The organism is Eubacterium sp. An11 (assembly GCF_002161065.1).
Lineage (GTDB): Bacteria > Bacillota > Clostridia > Lachnospirales > Lachnospiraceae > Anaerobutyricum > Anaerobutyricum faecale.
Map to the genome: position 1 here is coordinate 1 of NZ_NFLV01000037.1, position 18899 is coordinate 18899.

At 44.8% G+C, this 18899-nt stretch carries 16 protein-coding genes, 1 tRNA gene and 1 rRNA gene; 8 read left to right on the top strand and 10 right to left on the bottom strand.

What is annotated here, in order from left to right:
• The 10 genes from B5E53_RS16700 to dnaA all read right to left on the bottom strand — a co-directional run.
• Window positions 1-88: ribosomal RNA gene (locus tag B5E53_RS16700) — 16S ribosomal RNA — on the bottom strand; the annotation flags it as partial.
• 461 nt (window positions 89-549) lie between these two features.
• Window positions 550-637, bottom strand: a tRNA-Ser gene (locus tag B5E53_RS16705).
• A 97-nt stretch (window positions 638-734) separates the two neighbouring features.
• Window positions 735-1286: a Fe-S-containing hydro-lyase gene (locus B5E53_RS16710; protein ID WP_087317073.1), complete on the bottom strand. Its 552-nt coding sequence runs from the start codon at window positions 1284-1286 to the stop codon at window positions 735-737.
• Between the two features lie 123 nt (window positions 1287-1409).
• Window positions 1410-2252 carry a fumarate hydratase gene (locus B5E53_RS16715; protein ID WP_087317117.1) on the bottom strand — a complete coding sequence of 281 codons (843 nt, stop codon included), beginning with the start codon at window positions 2250-2252 and terminating at the stop codon, window positions 1410-1412.
• 170 nt (window positions 2253-2422) lie between these two features.
• The gene (gene gyrA, locus B5E53_RS16720) at window positions 2423-4960 is read right to left on the bottom strand and encodes a DNA gyrase subunit A (protein WP_087317075.1); all 2538 of its coding nucleotides are present in this window, start codon (window positions 4958-4960) and stop codon (window positions 2423-2425) included.
• A gap of 21 nt (window positions 4961-4981) precedes the next feature.
• Complete coding sequence (gene gyrB / locus B5E53_RS16725) at window positions 4982-6913, bottom strand: DNA topoisomerase (ATP-hydrolyzing) subunit B (protein WP_087317077.1); 1932 nt, start codon at window positions 6911-6913, stop codon at window positions 4982-4984.
• A gap of 116 nt (window positions 6914-7029) precedes the next feature.
• Entirely contained in the window at window positions 7030-8118 is a 1089-nt protein-coding gene (gene recF / locus B5E53_RS16730; RefSeq protein ID WP_087317079.1) for a DNA replication/repair protein RecF, read from the bottom strand.
• 87 nt (window positions 8119-8205) lie between these two features.
• Window positions 8206-8412 carry an RNA-binding S4 domain-containing protein gene (locus B5E53_RS16735; protein WP_087317081.1) on the bottom strand — a complete coding sequence of 69 codons (207 nt, stop codon included), beginning with the start codon at window positions 8410-8412 and terminating at the stop codon, window positions 8206-8208.
• Window positions 8413-8538: 126 nt separating this feature from the next.
• Window positions 8539-9651: a DNA polymerase III subunit beta gene (gene dnaN, locus B5E53_RS16740; RefSeq protein ID WP_087317083.1), complete on the bottom strand. Its 1113-nt coding sequence runs from the start codon at window positions 9649-9651 to the stop codon at window positions 8539-8541.
• A gap of 318 nt (window positions 9652-9969) precedes the next feature.
• Entirely contained in the window at window positions 9970-11322 is a 1353-nt protein-coding gene (dnaA, locus tag B5E53_RS16745) for a chromosomal replication initiator protein DnaA (RefSeq protein WP_087317085.1), read from the bottom strand.
• A gap of 534 nt (window positions 11323-11856) precedes the next feature.
• Here dnaA and rpmH point away from each other — a divergent pair.
• The 8 genes from rpmH to rsmG all read left to right on the top strand — a co-directional run bounded on the left by rpmH (window position 11857) and on the right by rsmG (window position 18876).
• Window positions 11857-11991, top strand: coding sequence for a 50S ribosomal protein L34 (rpmH, locus tag B5E53_RS16755; protein ID WP_087283647.1), 135 nt, complete (start codon window positions 11857-11859; stop codon window positions 11989-11991).
• A gap of 58 nt (window positions 11992-12049) precedes the next feature.
• Window positions 12050-12415, top strand: coding sequence for a ribonuclease P protein component (gene rnpA, locus B5E53_RS16760; protein WP_087317089.1), 366 nt, complete (start codon window positions 12050-12052; stop codon window positions 12413-12415).
• Entirely contained in the window at window positions 12396-12608 is a 213-nt protein-coding gene (yidD, locus tag B5E53_RS16765) for a membrane protein insertion efficiency factor YidD (RefSeq protein ID WP_087317091.1), read from the top strand. The genes rnpA and yidD overlap by 20 nt, the downstream gene beginning before the upstream one ends.
• Before the next feature lie 15 nt (window positions 12609-12623).
• The gene (locus tag B5E53_RS16770; protein ID WP_087317093.1) at window positions 12624-13880 is read left to right on the top strand and encodes a YidC/Oxa1 family membrane protein insertase; all 1257 of its coding nucleotides are present in this window, start codon (window positions 12624-12626) and stop codon (window positions 13878-13880) included.
• A gap of 8 nt (window positions 13881-13888) precedes the next feature.
• Window positions 13889-14512 (top strand): RNA-binding cell elongation regulator Jag/EloR, encoded by a 624-nt coding sequence (jag, locus tag B5E53_RS16775; RefSeq protein WP_242963801.1) that lies wholly within the window; start codon window positions 13889-13891, stop codon window positions 14510-14512.
• Between the two features lie 68 nt (window positions 14513-14580).
• Window positions 14581-16035, top strand: a complete 1455-nt coding sequence (gene mnmE, locus B5E53_RS16780) for a tRNA uridine-5-carboxymethylaminomethyl(34) synthesis GTPase MnmE (protein WP_087317097.1) — start codon at window positions 14581-14583, stop codon at window positions 16033-16035.
• 92 nt (window positions 16036-16127) lie between these two features.
• Window positions 16128-18047 carry a tRNA uridine-5-carboxymethylaminomethyl(34) synthesis enzyme MnmG gene (mnmG, locus tag B5E53_RS16785; RefSeq protein WP_087317099.1) on the top strand — a complete coding sequence of 640 codons (1920 nt, stop codon included), beginning with the start codon at window positions 16128-16130 and terminating at the stop codon, window positions 18045-18047.
• Between the two features lie 112 nt (window positions 18048-18159).
• Complete coding sequence (gene rsmG / locus B5E53_RS16790; protein WP_087317101.1) at window positions 18160-18876, top strand: 16S rRNA (guanine(527)-N(7))-methyltransferase RsmG; 717 nt, start codon at window positions 18160-18162, stop codon at window positions 18874-18876.
• Window positions 18877-18899 lie beyond the last annotated feature (23 nt).

Below are 18899 nucleotides of genomic sequence, written 5' to 3' on the forward strand. Positions count from 1 at the left end.
AAGAATCTCTTAAGGCGCTTCGTTCGACTTGCATGTGTTAGGCACGCCGCCAGCGTTCATCCTGAGCCAGGATCAAACTCTCAAATAAAACTTGCTGCGACATTCGTCAAATGCTCACGCAGGCGCGGCGCTTGACTCATTGTTTCGCGCAAATAAGATAAGATGTCTCCCCAGTCTCAAGAACCACTGGTTCTCTTACTGCTCTTTACTGTTGTTTAGGTTCGAACTTCGTTCTCTTCCATGGATCCGTCTCGCCGACATCACTCGCTTCCGGATCCGAAATCTCAATTGAATTGAACGTTCGAGGTTGTTTTGTTATTCAGTTATCAACTTGCTCATTGTTTTCTCGTGCAAAAGCTTTTATATTTTATCATATCAGCTTTTGTTTGTCAAGCACTTTTTTATTTTATTTTTTGTTTCTTTTTTTCAGAAACAAAAACTGTTTTGCTTCTCTCAGAAGCAACTGTTATATTCTATCATATTTTCCTGATTTGTCAAGCACTTTTTTCATTCTCTTTTGTGTTTTTCCCAAAAAAGCAAAAGAGAATACGGAGAAGGAGGGATTTGAACCCTCGCACCGCGCGAACGGTCTACACCCTTAGCAGGGGCGCCTCTTCAGCCACTTGAGTACTTCTCCATATGCCTAAATATAATAAAATATTCAATTCGCTGTGCCAAATCACACAGCGCTATATTATATTAGCAAAAACCCCTCTTATTGTCAAGCTATAATTTTAAATCTTTTGCCATTTTTTTGATGCCGTCTCATACAGGTTATTTCCGTCCTTATCAATGACCACTATGACCGGGAGATTCTCTATATATAGTTTACGGATTGCCTCTGTTCCAAGATCATCATAGGCCACTACCTCCGCTTCCTTAATACATTTCGATAACAGAGCTCCCGCTCCTCCTACCGCTGCAAAATAAACGGCGTGATTTCTTTTCATGGCTTCAATGACTTCTGGAGAACGTTTTCCTTTTCCCACCATACCCTTTAATCCTGCATCCAGCATATCCGGAGTATATTTATCCATACGGCTGCTGGTGGTCGGTCCGGCAGATCCGATGACCTGTCCTTCTCTTGCCGGACTCGGTCCGAGATAGTATAGTACATTTCCTTTTAAGTCTATCGGTAAGGATTCCCCTTTTTTCATGGAATCATACATTCTTTTATGGGCGGCATCTCTCGCTGTATAGATGGTTCCCGTTAAATACACATAGTCTCCTGCCTTTAACTCTTCAATATCCTGTTCCAAAAGCGGAACCTGTATATGTCTGTCCATTCTTTTTTCCTTCCTGCTCTTTCAAATATCTTTACATCCTGTTTTTCACTGATCCCTGTCTTTTATTACAGTATCCCTATCTTTTCATTCCAATACATATATCACAATTCCATTGCAGTATCATCATAATACTCTTGTCACATGACGATTCACATGACAGCACATATTCACTGCCACCGGCAGCCCCGCAATATGGGTAGGGTAGGTATTGATATTGACAGCCAGGGCTGTGACAGTACCTCCAAGTCCGGCCGGTCCGATTCCCAGTCCGTTGATTTTCCCGAGAAGTTCTTCTTCCATCTCCTTCACATACGGAATCTCTGAATGTTCCCCAGCCTCCCTCGTAAGTGCCTGTTTGGCCAGAAGAGCTGCTTTCTCGAAGGTGCCGCCGATGCCCACGCCGACAACCACCGGAGGACAGGCGTTTGGTCCTGCTTCTTTTACCACAGACAGAACAGCCTCTTTTGCTCCTTCCATGCCGTCAGCCGGCTTTAACATAAAAATACGGCTCATATTCTCACTGCCAAATCCTTTGGGAGCCAGTGTCAGCTTTAATTCCTCTCCCGGCACAATATCATAATGAATAACAGCTGGTGTGTTGTCTTTCGTGTTTTCCCGGAAAAACGGATCCTTCACCACAGATTTTCTCAGATAACCTTCTGTATACCCCTGACGCACTCCCTCGTTGATGGCATCAGAGAGAGAACCTCCCTCAATTCGTACATCCTGCCCCACAGAGGCAAAAACTACTGCCATGCCGGTATCCTGACAAATCGGAATCTGACTTTCTCCGGCAATATCCAGATTTTCTTTCAGCTGATTTAAAATCTGACATCCCAGCGGGCTCTCTTCCCTGTCCGCCGCTTCATACAATGCCTTCTTCATATCCTCTGACAGGTAATAATTTGCCTCCATACACATTTCTTTGATATTATCTATAATCTGCTCTACCTGAATGACTTTCATATCTGTTCCTTTCATCTAAGTAAAAAAGAACAGGCCGCTGCACAATCCTGCTCCAGAACAAATCCCTGTATCTGGAATCCCAATCGTGCAGCAGCCCGTTTTCTTTTCATATCATTTTTATTTTGTCGTCCTGACAATCCATCGCAGAAAAAAGCAGTGAAATCGCTGCTCTATTCCTGAGGAGCTATCTCTTCCGCCGTCTCCTCAGAAACTTCCTCCGTCGTTCTATCTTCCGTCACATTCTCCTCGTCCACAGTTTCTGTGAGCTTTACCTTGGTGACACTGGCAACCTTGACATCACTGTCTGCATCAATGTCCATCAGTTTCACACCGGAGGTATTTCTGCCTATGACAGATATAGTTCCACTCTTCATACGGATCACAATACCTTCTGTGGTGATCATCATGATCTCCTCATCCTCATTGACAATCTTCGCGCCAACCACATAGCCGGTCTTCTCCGTAATCCTGTAACAGCGCAGTCCTTTTCCGCCCCGGTTCTGGAGAGTAAATTCGTCCAGATGTGTCCGCTTGCCCATGCCTTTTTCCGACACGATAAGCAGATCTTCTCCCTCAGAGCTTACCTGCATGGCGACAACTTCATCGGCATCACCAAGATTAATACCGATGACGCCCATGGCAACCCTTCCGATCTCTCTTACATTTCCGGAAGCAAACCGGATACACTGTCCTTCTTTGGTAACCATAAAGATATCATCTTCATCGCCGGCCTGTTTGACCTCAATAAGATCGTCGCCCTCACGGAGAGTGATGGCCGCCAGACCGGTTTTTCTGATATTGTGATATTCCTCTATCCTGGTCTTCTTGATAATCCCCCGTCTGGTCGCCATAATGAGATACTGTTTTTCTTCATTTTCTTCCAGTGGGATGATCGCTGTGACTTTTTCTTCCGGCTGCAGCTGCAGAAGGTTAATGATATTCACTCCCCTGGCTGTTCTTCCGGCTTCCGGAATCTCATAGCCCTTCAGACGGTACACCCGCCCCCGGTTGGTAAAGAACATAATATAATTATGGGTACTGGTGATAAACATGTCATCGATATTATCATCATCGATCATATTCATTCCCTTAATGCCTTTGCCTCCTCTGTTCTGGCTGTGGAAATTATCCAGCGTCATGCGCTTGATATATCCAAGACCGGAAAATGTGATCACCGTATCCTTTCTTGGAATCAGAGCTTCATCGCTTAAATCTTCCGCATCCAGCTCGATGGAAGTTCTCCGGTCATCACCGTATTTATCTCTGATCAGAATGATTTCTTCACGAATCACGCCAAGAAGAAGCTTCTCATCGGCAAGAATCGCCTCATATTCGGAAATCTTCTGCTCCAGTTCATCGTATTCTGCCTGCAGCTTTTCTCGTTCCAGACCGGTAAGAGCACGAAGACGCATATCCACGATAGCCTGTGCCTGCGCTTCTGAAAATGCAAAGGTCTCCATGAGCTTTTCTCTGGCCTCAGCCACATTTTTGGACGCACGAATGATCTCAATGACCTCATCGATCACGTCGAGAGCCTTCAGCAGACCTTCCAAAATGTGCGCTCTTTCCTTTGCCTTATTTAATTCGTATTTGGTTCTTCTGGTCACCACATCCTTCTGATGATCCAGATAGTACGTGAGCATTTCCTTCAGGTTGAGAATCTTAGGCTGATTATCGACAAGGGCCAGCATAATCACGCCAAAAGTATCCTGAAGCTGTGTATGTTTAAAGAGCTGATTAAGCAGAACGTTGGCATTGACATCTTTTCTTGTCTCAATACAGATACGCATACCGGAACGGTCAGATTCATCCCGCAGCTCTGTGATGCCATCGATCCTCTTTTCTTTTACCAGCTCGGCAATCTTCTCAATGAGTCTCGCTTTGTTGACCATATACGGAAGCTCAGTGACAATAATCCGCTGCTTTCCGTTGTTCATAGGCTCAATGTTAGTCACCGCACGGACTTTGATCTTACCGCGTCCGGTGCGGTACGCTTTTTCAATCTCTTTCCGTCCCAGAATAGAGGCTCCTGTCGGGAAATCAGGACCCTTGACGATCTCCATCAGCTCATCAATGTCCGTATCCCGGTCCTCCCCAATCTGATTATCAATAATCCTGACTACACCGTCAATGGTCTCTCTCAGATTATGTGGCGGAATATTTGTCGCCATACCAACCGCGATACCCTGCGCTCCGTTGACCATAAGATTCGGAAAACGGGACGGGAGCACCGTCGGTTCTTTCTCCGTCTCATCAAAGTTCGGTGTAAAATCAACGGTATCTTTGTAAATGTCCGCCGTCATCTCCATGGAGATCTTTGACAGACGTGCCTCCGTATAACGCATGGCTGCCGCTCCATCTCCGTCCACAGAACCAAAGTTACCGTGGCCATCCACCAGCGGATATCTGGTGGACCACTCCTGAGCCAGATTAACAAGAGCGCCATAAATAGAGCTGTCTCCGTGCGGGTGATATTTACCCATGGTATCACCGACGATACGGGCACATTTTCTGTGCGGCTTATCCGGACCGTTGTTCAGCTCGATCATGGAATAAAGAATTCTTCTCTGCACCGGCTTCAGACCGTCCCTCACGTCAGGAAGAGCCCTGGAAACAATCACGCTCATGGCATAATCTATATAAGATTTTTCCATGGTGTCCTTCAAATCGACCTCATGGATTTTATCAAAAATATTACTATCGTCCATTTTTTCCTCCTGCATGAATCATCAGATATCCAGATTCTGGACATACTTCGCATTGGCCTCGATGAATTCTCTTCTCGGTTCCACCCGGTCTCCCATCAATGTGTCAAAAGTAAGATCCAGCTCAGACTGAGAATCCTCGTCCATATTGACACGAAGAAGAATTCTTTTTTCAGGGTCCATGGTGGTCTCCCAGAGCTGAGAGGCATCCATCTCACCCAGTCCTTTATACCTCTGAATCTTGTTATTGCCGTCTCTTCCAATCTCCGTGAGAATCTTATTGAGCTCCTCATCGCTGTAAGCGTACCAGACCTTCTTATTCTTCTCAATCTTATAAAGCGGCGGCTGCGCCAGATATACGTATCCCTGACGGATCAGCTCCGGCATAAAACGATACAGGAACGTGAGAAGCAGGGTGGCAATATGCGCGCCGTCCACATCGGCATCGGTCATGATGATAATCTTGTGATACCGCAGCTTGGTGATATCAAAATCTTCATGAATGCCTGTTCCAAAGGCAGTAATCATCGCTTTTATCTCATTGTTGACCAGGATCTTATCCAGTCTTGACTTCTCCACATTGAGAATCTTGCCCCGCAGCGGCAGAATCGCCTGAGTGGCACGGCTTCTGGCCGTCTTGGCGGAACCGCCGGCGGAATCTCCCTCAACGATATAGATCTCGCAGTTGGCCGGATCTTTATCTGAGCAGTCGGCCAGCTTGCCCGGAAGACTCATGCCGTCCAGGGCAGACTTCCTTCTCGTAAGATCTCTTGCCTTTCTCGCTGCCTCTCTCGCCCTCTGTGCCAGAATTGCCTTCTCGCAGATGACCTTTGCCACATTAGGATTCTGCTCAAGGAAATATGTGAGCTGCTCGCTGACGACGCTGTCCACGGCGCCCCTCGCCTCACTGTTTCCCAGCTTCTGCTTGGTCTGTCCTTCAAACTGAGGTTCCGGGATTTTGATACTGATGATGGCCACAAGCCCCTCTCTGATATCCTCTCCGGAAAGATTCTGTTCATTGTCCTTTAACAGTTTCGCCTCCCTGGCATAATCATTAAACGTCTTGGTAAGCGCACTTCTGAAGCCAGCCAGATGGGTTCCTCCCTCCGGCGTGGTAATATTATTTACAAAGCTGTAGACCCCCTCATTGTAGGAGTCGTTATGCTGCATGGCCACTTCCACATACACGTCTCCCTTTTTGCCTTCGCAGTAAATGACTTCCGGGTACAGCACTTCTTTCTGTTTATTGAGATACTCCACGTATTCTTTGATTCCGCCCTCATAATGGAACGTGAGAGATACTGGCTCTTCCTCCCTGAAATCTGTCAGGACAATCTTCAGATTCCTGGTAAGGAACGCCATTTCCCGAAGCCGCTGCTTCAGCACTCCGAAATCAAAAACAGTCTCCTCAAAAATCTCCGGGTCCGGAAGAAAACGTACTTCCGTTCCTCTTCTGTCCGTATCACCCACGATGGTCAGCGGATACATCACCTTGCCCCGCTCATATCTCTGACGGTAAATCTTGCCCTCATGGCTGATATCCACCTCCAGCCATACGGAAAGGGCATTGACAACAGAGGCGCCCACACCGTGGAGACCGCCGGATACTTTATATCCTCCGCCGCCGAATTTGCCGCCGGCATGGAGAATCGTAAATACCACCTGCACCGCGGGCACTCCTTTTTTCTTATTGATGCCCACTGGGATGCCCCGGCCGTTATCCCGCACCGTGATGGAATTATCTTTATTGATGAAAACCTCTATGGTATCGCAGTACCCTGCCAGCGCTTCATCGATGGAATTATCAACAATCTCATATACCAGATGGTGGAGGCCCTTCGATGAGGTGCTTCCAATGTACATGCCAGGCCTTTTGCGCACTGCTTCCAGACCCTCTAAAATCTGAATCTGATCCGCGCCGTATTCCTGGGCTGCAGAAATCTGTTCTTCACTCATACTGAAACCTCCTGCCGAATATATCTAAATTCTTGCATATCATAAAATTACATAGCATAACTAGTTTATTATATCATAAATATCGCCTAAGATTCAACTTTTTAAACATAACAAAATTACGGGGTGTACTCGCGTACGCTTCCCCGTTCCACATAAAACACCTTATCCAGATGCATGCGTGTATTGACAAAATCATCCAGACCCGTACAGGAAATCATTGTCTGGATATCCGAGATATTCTCTAAAAGATAATTCTGCCGGTGGCTGTCCAATTCTGACAAAACATCGTCCAGAAGCAGAATCGGCTTATCGCCGGCAATCTGTTCGATGAGACGGATCTCCGATAATTTCAACGCCAGAGCAGCCGTTCTCTGCTGTCCCTGGGAACCAAAGCGGCGAATGTCCACCTCATTGATAAAAAACGCCATATCGTCCCTGTGCGGCCCCACAGAGGTGGTTCCTGTCCGTATATCCCTGTCTCTTCTGCTCCAGAGGGTCTCCCGGAACGCTTCCACCGTCACATTCTGCTCATAGCGCACCTGCATATTCTCCTGACTGCCCGTCAGCTTCCCGTGGATCTCTCTCATCATCTCATCGATTCTGCCGATGAAGGCTTCCCGCTTTCTGATGATATTCTCCCCCGTCTCAATGAGCTGTTCATCCCAGCCGTCCAGCGTTTCCCTGAGCTGAGGAAAAACCGCAATCTGTTTCAAAAGATTATTTCTCTCCCCGAGCAGCCGGTTATAATTGCTCAGATACTGAAGATAGACCCTGTCCAGCTGGCTCATTTCCATATCCAGGAACTTCCGGCGCATGGCCGGACCGTTCTTGATCATACTCAGATCCTCCGGCGAAAAAAAGACGATGGGCAAAAGCCCCAGAAGCTCACTGGTTCTCTTGATAGGCACGCCGTCGATGGCGATTCCCTTGGCTTTTCTTTGTTTTAAATGAAAATCCAGCCGGTGAGACAAATCTTTTTTCTTAAAAAACAGACGGATGTGTGCTTCATCCGCTCCAAACCGGATCAACTCCCTGTCCCTGCTTCCCCGGTGGGAGCGGGAAGTCCCGCTCAGATACACCGCCTCCAAAAGATTCGTCTTCCCCTGTGCATTGTCACCGAAAAATATATTGACACCGGGAGAAAATGTGACGTCTGCCGAATCATAATTCCTGTAATTATTCAATTGTATGGATTCCACAAACATAACTTCTCCTCCTGTATACTGTATTCCGTTCTTTTCGACGGCAGAGCGGCCCTGTGAAAGGACGCCCCGTTTCACCGATCCATCTTTTTAACCAACGATCTCAATGGTTTCCCCGTCAAACTCCACCACATCTCCAGGATAGAGCTTTTTGCCACGGCGGGTCTCCACCTCGCCATTGACGGATACTTCCCCGTCCTGAATGACAATTTTAGCATCCAGACCGGAATCCACAAGGCCTGCCGCCTTCAAAGCCTGTCCCAATTTAATAAAATCATCTCTTAACTTAAATTCCATTTGAAAACTCCTGTATTTGTATTCTGAAAAACATTGTATTATAAAACTTTACAAAACCTATATTGTTATTTTTTTATCAATTTATTGATATTTTGTCCTGAATTTCTGTTATTTTTTTAACGTTCCTTAAATTCCACTGTTATTGACATTAATCGGCAGAATGAGATAGAGGTAGGACACCTGTTCATCCCGGATGATGCAAGGAGCAATGGAATTGATCATATACATGGTGATTTCTTCCTCGTCAATGACCCGGAGAGCATCCACCAAAAACTTCGGGTTGAAGCCGATGATCAGATCTTTTCCCTCTTTTTCCATCTGAATCTGATCCTGCATGGAACCAATCTGGGAAGAAATCATCAGATCCATTTTTCCGTCCTCAATTTTCAGAATAATTGGTTTTTTATCTGATTCTTTGACAAATAATGTGGAACGATCCAGACAACGGAGCAGTTCCATTTTATTAATCACAATCTTTGTCTCATAATCTGTGGAAAGCATCTGGCTGATATTATAAAATTTTCCTTCCAGAAGGCGGGAAACCACAAGTGTATTTTCAAATTCAAATAAAATGTGTTTATCTGTGATATACATATTGACACTGTCTTTGGCTTCTCCCGGAAGAATTTTACTGATTTCCGATAAAGTTTTGCCGGGAACGATGACCTCCATCTTTGGATAATTATCCTGAAGAGCAATTTTTCGCACAGAAATCCGGTGACCGTCAAGAGAAGTGACTGTCAGTTGATTTTCTTCAATCTGAAATAATTCTCCGGTCATTAATTTGTTGTTTTCATTATCGGAAACAGAGAAAATTGTCTGACGAATGACTTCTTTTAAATCATATTGAGAAACAGTAATCTTATTTTCCCTTTCAATCACCGGAAGATGAGAGAAGTCATCCCCCTGTTTTCCCATGATATTGCACTGGATCTGTTCACATCGGATGCTGGTATTACCATTTTCTTCTGTTTCAAGGATAACATCATTATCAGGAATTTTTTTAATGATTTCAGAAAAAAGTTTAGCTTCAAGGGCGATTTTACCGGGAGATATGATGTCTCCGTCAATGGTTGTTTCAATTCCCAGTTCTGTATCATTGGCAGTTAACTTAATGCATCCGTCAAATGCTTCAATTAAGATACATTCTAAAATATCCATGGTTGTTTTTGTGGAAACGGCTTTGGAAACAATCGTAACGCCATGTAAGAACTGGCTTTTAGGACAAATGATTTTCATGGTTGTGCATAACTCCTTTCGGTGTAAATGAAATATATTAATAAGATAATATCAGTAGTAGTAGTAGTAGGGGCTGTTGATTGTGTGCATAAGTGGGAATAACCGCTGAATATCAGGGGAAATCCCAAAGGATAACTATGAGGACAGGGGTGTGGATAACCGATTTTCAACTTGATGTTTATCCACAGTATAAAAACTATCCACATACTATCCACAGGTAATCCACAGCCTTTCTGGATAAAATGTGGATAAAAATAAAGGACAGTATCCGGGGGCCGGCTCTCCTTTATTTTGTCGGGTTGAGCTGTCCGCGCCCTGTCAGGTTGGCGGATTCAGCTTCTTGATAAGAATGTCCATGTTGGATTTTAACTGTTCGTCGCGGGTTAAAAGGTCCGCTATTTTATCGGAGCCATGCATGACCGTGGTGTGATCCCGGTTTCCCATGATTTTTCCGATGGCCTGAAGAGATGAGTTGGTGTATTTTCTGCTCAGGTACATGCAGATCTGTCTTGGATTGGCGATTTCCTTGTTTTTCTTTCGGGAGAGAATGTCGGAAACCGTGATGTTATAATGTTCTGCCACCACTTCCATGATAAATTCCGGCGTGATTTCTTTCTGAGTTTCGATAATATCCTTCAGGGCCTCCTCAGCGAGAGAGAGGGTGACCGGACGATTCTCCAGGTTGGCGAAAACACAGATCTTGTTGAGCGCGCCTTCCAGTTCACGAATATTTGATGTAATATTTGTGGCCACATACTGCATGACTTCAGAATCAATCTCAAGATTTTCCAGTTCGGCCCGTTTTTTAAGAATCGCCATCCGGGTCTCATAATCCGGCGGCTGAATATCCGCGGTGATACCCCATTCAAAACGGGAGCGGAGACGTTCTTCCAGGGTGGAAATCTCTCTTGGATGCTTATCGGAAGATATGACGATCTGTTTTTTCGCTTCGTGCAGTTCATTGAAGGTATGGAAAAACTCTTCCTGCGTACTTTCTTTTCCTATAATAAACTGGATATCATCGATAAGCAGAACATCGATATTCCGGTATTTATCCCGGAATTCTTTGTTTTTGTCATGCTTTAAAGAATCGATCAGTTCATTGGTAAATTTTTCGGAAGTGACGTATAAAACACGCAGATCCTTCCTATTATTAATGATGTGATGTGCGATGGAATGCATCAGGTGGGTTTTACCGAGTCCCGCACCTCCGTAGAGGAAGAGAGGATTGTAAGAACCTCCCGGTGATTCCGCCACAGCGACTGATACTGCGTGGGCCATTTTGTTGGTGGGACCGACCACAAAAGTATCAAAAGTATATTTTGGATTCAGGTTTCCCAGGTATTCTGACGGAACGGAAGTCTTTTTTTTCTTTGCAGGCTTTTCTTCAGGTGCAGATTCTTCGGCAGCAGGGGAATCTGTGAAAACAATTTCGAATTGCTGTCCTGTGACCTGTTCGATTGCCATGGATAAAAGTACGTCATAATATTTATGTTTGATAAATTCAATTCCCCTTGGTCCCCGGGACACAAAAAAAGTGATGGTGCTGTCAGTGACGGACTGGATGACCAGCGGTTCGATCCAGGTATGGACCGCCACTTGCGTGACATCCTGTTCTTTTATGAGAATGTCTAATATTTTTTGCCAATTGGCCTCGATTTTTTCTTTCATATTTCCCTAACTCCATTCCGATTATCCTGACATGCCGGAAAATATTGTAAAAAAATACGCACCGGCGTGCCTATAGTACAATGATATTTTCTTCTGAGCTGATAGTACAAACGATCTCAGGGCAGAAGTGTGTAAATATAAGTGTATAACAAAGCTGATTTTTTTTCAATTAGAAAATGTGGATAACTTATTGTGGATAAGTTGAAAAAATATGAGAAAAAATGGATAAAAATCGAAAAATGTGGATTGTGGATAACTTTTATTCACTTATACACATTCGAAAAATGAAGGATTTTCCTTGTTATGAGCCAGAAATCAAAGGGAAATTGTGTATATTTCCAAAGTTATGCACAAGTTATGCACAAATTGTGGATAACTCGTGGATAAGTCCTGCGTATTATGTGGAAAAAGTGAAAAAACAGATTTTATGGGAAAAATAATGAGGATTTACTTGACGAGGTATGGTTTTTTCAATATAATAGGTGTGATGTTTTTCAACACAGGAGAGAATTATCGAAGGAGGTGGCTTTCGCTATGAAGATGACATATCAGCCAAAAAAGAGACAGAGATCTAAAGTTCATGGTTTCAGAAAAAGAATGAGCACTGCTAATGGCAGAAAGGTATTAGCCAGAAGAAGAGCAAAAGGAAGAAATAAATTGTCAGCTTAGGTCGCAGTCATGTGGCCTTTTCTTTTCTCATTTGTTTACTTTGGAAAGGTGAGAAAGTTTGCTTAGTAAATTTCAGTCTTTAAAAAAGAACAGGGAATTCCAGTCCGTATATCGCAGCGGTTTATCAAAGGTGAATCGTTGCTTTGTTATGATTATTTTGAAAAACGGGCTGCCATATAACAGGGTTGGGATTTCCGTCAGTAAAAAAGTTGGAAACAGTATCATAAGACACAGAGTGACCAGAGTGATTCGGGAAGTGATGCGTCTTCACTGGGAGGACGTTTGTCAGGGTTATGATATTGTGATTGTGGCACGAAAAGCAGCTAGTGATTCCGGATATAAGAAATTTGAAAGTGCCATTATTCATTTGTTGAAACAGCATCATTTATTGGAAGAGATTTCAAATGAAAACAATTTTAATTAAAAGTATTAAGTTTTATCAGAAATATCTGTCCGCTCTGAAAGGAAGAGCAACCTGTATTTATATACCAACCTGTTCCCAGTATGCCATTGAGGCACTGCAGAAATACGGGGTGGTCAAAGGCGGGCTGCTGGCTGTATGGCGGATACTGCGCTGTAATCCTTTTGCAAAAGGCGGGTATGATCCGGTTCCGTAATTAAGGAGGAGAAGTATGCTATTGACGCAGTCGTCAACCCCTGTTATAGGGTGGATATCCACGCTGCTGGGGTACGTTATTGATATTATATTCCGATTGCTTGATTTAGTGGGCATTCAGAATATCGGTTTAAGTATCATTATTTTTACTGTGTTCGTGCGTTTGATTATGACTCCGCTTACAATCAAACAGCAGAAGTTCACAAAGATCAATCAGGCCATGCAGCCTGAGATTACCAAGATTCAGAAAAAGTACCGCAACAAGAAGGACCAGGCTTCCCTGGCAAAACAGAATGAGGAGATTCAGGCTGTTTATGAAAAGTACGGCACCAGTCCGACCGGCGGATGTGCTCAGCTTTTGATTCAGTTCCCTATTTTCCTTGCATTCTTTAATGTTGTGCGTAATGTACCTGCTTATATTCCGCAGGTAAAAGATATTTATATGACTGCGGTGACTGCGATTCAGCAGACCCCTGGTTATGTGGATACGATTAATAAGATTGCCGATGGAGTGCATTCATCTTATATATCAGAGCTTCCAAACAATGCGACGTCTAACCAGATTATCGACGTCCTGAACTATTTTACTGCAGATGCCTGGGGACAGCTGGCGGATGCCATGCCGTCTATTTCCGGAGTCATTGAGAGTGTTCACCATCAGGTGGCCGGTATCAATAACTTCATTTTCGGCATCAATGTGGCGCAGGCTCCGGGATTCAGACTTTCTGTATATCTTCTGATTCCAATCTTAGCGGCATTATTCCAGTTCCTGACCACCAAAACCATGAAACAGCCGGATATGGGAGATAATCCTGCAGCGGGAATGACAAAGAGCATGACGTATGTGATGCCGTTGATGTCTTTCTATTTCTGTCTGGTTGCTCCGGCCGGAATGGGACTTTACTGGGCGACCAGTGCGCTTTTCATGTGTATACAGCAGATCATTGTCAACAAATATATGGAGCATGCGGATCTCGACAAAATGATTGAGAAAAACCGCGAGAAGGCAGCCAAGAAGAAGGCAAAAGGCAAGAAGACCATGATGGAAAGACTGACCGGCGCAGCGGATAACGCAGACAATCAGCAGCAGGTATCCGGCAGAAAGACGATCACGGATGTGGCTACCATGAATCTGAAAAAGATGCCTGGCGCTTCCGGCAGCTCTGCCAACGGTCAGAATGTTGATGTGGATCAATTGGGTGAGATTGGTAAAAACGCTTATCTGGTATCTCAGTATGATAAGGAGCAGAATACCAGGGGAGGTAAGAAATAGTGGATGTTATGGAATTTAAAGGCAAAACGATAGACGATGCTATTACGGCAGCCAGTGTTGAGCTTGGAGTTACCAGTGACAAATTAGATTATGAAGTGGTAGAAGAAGGAAGTTCAGGTTTCCTTGGAATATTTAATGTGAAACCGGCAGTGATCCGGGTGACATTGAAGAAGTCCCTGGTGGAGAGAACCCAGGAATTCTGCGATGAATTGTTTGCCGCCATGAAGGTGGAGACAGTGGTTTCCATTCAGTTCCATGAGGAAGACAATGTGATGAACATTGAGCTGTCCGGTCCGGATATGGGTATCCTCATTGGAAAGCGCGGTCAGACTCTGGATGCGCTTCAGTATCTGATCAGTCTTTTCGTCAATAAAGAAGGCGATGCGTACATCCGCGTGAAGCTGGACACAGAGAACTACCGGGAAAGAAGAAAGGTAACTCTGGAAAAGCTGGCCAAAAAGATTGCGTACACTGTGAAGAGAACGAAGAAACCGGTATCTCTGGAACCGATGAATCCATATGAGAGAAGGGTCATTCATTCAGCTTTACAGAATGACAGATACGTATGTACAAGAAGCGAAGGGGAAGAGCCTTACCGCAGAGTTGTGATCATGTTAAAAAAAGACAGATAATAATAAAGGATGTTTAAAGATTCCTCAGGATTTTTTAAACATCCTATTTTTGAATGGAGCGGAAATTGATGATAAATGAATTTGATACCATTGCGGCTGTCGCCACCGCTGTCTCCAACGCGGGAATCGGTATTATCCGGATCAGCGGAGAAGAAGCCATGAGAATTCTTTCTGAAATCTTTGAGCCTTATAATAAGAAAAAAGATGTTTCGTCTCTGGAGAGTCATCACGTATATTATGGGAATATCAAAGACGGGGATGTGGTTGTCGACGAATGTATAGTGATTATCATGAAGGCGCCTCACAGTTATACAAGAGAGGATGTGGTGGAGATTGACTGCCACGGAGGAGTGTCTGTGGTCTATCGTATCCTGAATCTGGTGCTGAAACACGGGGCCAGACCGGCGGAGCCGGGAGAGTTTACAAAAAGAGCCTTTTTAAATGGAAGAATTGATCTGTCTCAGGCAGAGGCGGTTATGGATCTGATAGAATCAAGAAATGAGCTGGCGAGACGTAATTCTGTCTCTCAGTTGAAGGGAAGCCTTTCTGACAAAATAAAGCGAATCAGAGAAGAAGTACTTTATCAGGTGGCATTTATCGAATCGGCCCTGGACGATCCGGAACATATCAGTCTGGACGGTTACGGGGAGACATTGTATCCGAAGGTAGAAGAGTGGGCCGATGAGACAAAGAAAATGTTGTCTTCCTATGATGATGGCAGGTATATTGCTGAGGGAATCCGGACTTGTATTGTGGGCAAGCCCAATGCGGGAAAGTCCTCGTTTTTAAATGCATTGTTAGGAGAGGAGAGGGCTATTGTCACGGAAATTGCCGGAACTACCAGAGATACGCTGGAAGAGTCGGTGACCATTGACGGCATCACCTTAAATATCATTGATACGGCAGGAATCCGGGATACGGAAGATACTGTGGAAAAAATCGGGGTGGAAAAGGCAAGAAAAGAGATGGAGAGCGCCGATATTATATTGTTTGTGGCTGATACATCCGTCCCCCTCTCGAAAGAAGACTTTGATATTCTGGAGCAGATTCGCGGCCGGAAGAAAATGTTCCTGCTGAACAAATCCGATATGACAAAAGCGGATATATCTGATACTCCTGCAGGGCAGTCAGACGGAAGGGAGTCCATGGCGGTAGGAAAATTTGAGAAAGATATCGCTCGGCTGAAGGAATATGCAGATGGGGATGAACCGATCATTTCCATATCGGCCAAGTATAATCAGGGTATCGATGATTTTATCGGAGAGTTAAAAAAAATGATGTTTCATGGTAAAATAGACGCAAACCAGGAAATGTATATTACCAACGCCCGTCATAAAAATGCCCTGGATGAGGCGCTCTCCAGTTTTCTGTGTGTGAAAGAGAGTATAGAGAACGGAATGCCGGAGGATTTCTTCACGATTGATTTGATGAATGCCTATGAAAAGCTGGGATTGATTACGGGAGAAGCAGTGGAAGAAGATCTGGTTAATGAGATATTCTCCAGATTCTGTACAGGAAAATAGGTAACAGTTCAGTCATGAGCCGAAGAAGCTGCCAAGGCAGCGCCTTTCCGAGATGTATGGCTGAACTGTTACCGAAAATAGAGGAAAGATATATGAAAGTTGTAGAAGAATATTATGACGTGATTGTTGTGGGAGCGGGTCATGCTGGCTGTGAGGCGGCGCTGGCAGCGGCAAGACTTGGCTGTGAGACTATTATTTTTACCGTCAGTATGAACAGTGTGGCCCTGATGCCCTGTAATCCCAATATCGGAGGCAGCTCCAAAGGCCATCTGGTGAGGGAGATTGATGCTCTGGGCGGAGAGATGGGAAAGAATATTGATAAGACTTATATTCAGTCCAAAATGCTCAATAAATCAAAAGGACCGGCGGTCCATTCTCTGCGTGCTCAGGCGGATAAAGATGCCTACTCGATTTCCATGCGTTATACGCTGCAGAATACGGATCATCTGACTCTTCGTCAGGGAGAGGTGACAGAGCTTCTGGTGGAAGAGGGCAGTATCCGGGGAGTGAAAACTTTTTCCGGAGCCATCTACCATGCGAAGACAGTGGTGCTGGCCACGGGAACTTACCTGAAGGCCAGATGTCTGTATGGTGATGTGGTGGAATACACCGGACCCAATGGTCTGCAGGCCGCCAATCATCTGAGCCAGTCTCTGATGGATAACGGCGTGGAGCTTTACCGTTTTAAGACGGGAACTCCGGCGAGAATTGATAAGCGTTCCATTGATTTTTCCGTTATGGAGGAGCAGTTTGGCGATGAGACCATTGTTCCCTTCAGTTTTACCAATAAAGAAGAAGATATCAGGAGAGAGCAGATTTCCTGCTGGCTGACCTACACGAATGAAGAGACCCATAAAATTATCCGGGACAATCTGGACCGGTCGCCGTTGTATTCCGGTATGATTGAGGGAACCGGTCCGAGGTACTGTCCGTCCATTGAAGATAAGGTGGTACGTTTTGCAGATAAGAACCGGCATCAGCTGTTTATCGAGCCGGAAGGAGAGTATACCAATGAGATGTATGTGGGCGGCATGAGCAGTTCTCTGCCGGAGGATGTGCAGTACGCCATGTACCGGACAGTCCGGGGACTTGAACATGTAAAGATTATCCGTAATGCTTATGCCATAGAGTATGACTGCATCAATCCGAATCAGCTGCGTCTGTCTCTGGAATTTAAAAATATCAGCGGTTTGTTCAGCGGAGGACAGTTTAACGGCAGTTCCGGATATGAGGAAGCTGCTGCCCAGGGACTGATCGCCGGTATCAATGCGGCGAGAAAATGTCAGGGGAAAGAACCTGTGATTCTGGATCGTTCTCAGGCCTACATCGGGGTGCTCATCGATGATCTGGTCACGAAGGAAAATCATGAACCATACCGAATGATGACATCGAGAGCGGAGTATCGTCTTATTTTAAGGCAGGACAACGCTGACATGCGTCTGACTCCTCTGGGATATGAAATTGGACTTATCGAAAAAGATAGATATGATAAATTCTGTGAAAAGAGAAGACAGATTGAGAAAGAGACGGAGAGAGTCCGGAATATTCATATCGGAGCTGGAAAGCGGGTGCAGGAGATTCTTGTCAAAAATGGAAGTACACCGTTAAAGAGCGCTTCCACTTTGGCGGAACTTATCAAGAGACCGGAGCTTGATTATGAATGTCTGGCGGAGCTTGATCCGGACAGAGTTCCCCTTGATCCTGCTGTTATAGAACAGGTAAATATTAATCTTAAATATGAGGGATACATTTCCAGACAGATGAAACAGGTGGAGCAGTTTAAAAAGATGGAAAATAAGCTCATACCGGAGAGCATCGTTTATGAAGATGTGCATAATTTAAGAAAGGAAGCCGTTCAGAAGTTAAATGATATCCGTCCGCATTCCATCGGTCAGGCTTCAAGGATTTCTGGCGTATCGCCGTCAGATATTTCTGTGCTTCTGGTTTACATCGAGCAGATGAGAAGACGAAAAAATGAGAAGAAGGTTGACGCAGAGACGGGGAACATGTAAACTGGATGGGCAGATATATGGGGTGCAGGCAGTGTCCCGGAACCAGGACGGCAGTACCCAGAAAATGGGACAGGGAACTGGACCCTTGTGAGGAAGATTCTGGAGTAAAAGTATGAATTTCAGTGAAAAATTAAAAAAGGCATCTGTTGACGCCAGTATAAGTTTGAATGAGAAACAGCTGGAACAGTTTGAAAAGTTTTATCATCTTCTCATCGAAAAGAATAAGGTGATGAATTTAACTTCAATTACCGAAGAAGATGAGGTCATTGAGAAGCATTTTATCGACAGCCTTACCTGCAGAAGAGTTATGGATATGGACAGTGTGAAGTCCCTGATCGATATTGGAACCGGTGCCGGTTTTCCGGGAATACCGCTAAAAATTGTTTATCCGGAAATATCGGTGGTGCTTCTGGATTCTCTTAATAAGAGGGTAAAGTTTCTGCAGGAAGTCATCAGGGATCTGGGCTTAACCGGAGTGGAAGCGGTTCACGGACGGGCGGAAGATCTGGCAAGAAAGCCAGAGTACAGAGGACAGTTTGATCTGGCGGTATCCAGAGCTGTCGCCAATTTAAGTACTTTAAGCGAGTATTGTATTCCTTTTGTGAGAGTCAATGGTTTTTTTGTCTCTTATAAGGCAGGAAAAGGTCTGGAAGAGATAGAGAGCAGCGATTCCTGTATGCGGGCGCTGGGCAGCAAAATCATGCAGGTGGATGAATTTCAGCTTCCGGGAGAGGATTCGCTGAGAGTTCTTATTAAAATAAAGAAATGCAAGGGAACTCCAAAAGCTTACCCGAGAAAAGCCGGCGTTCCGTCTAAAAATCCTCTGTAGGATGACAGGAAGAGGTGGAAATT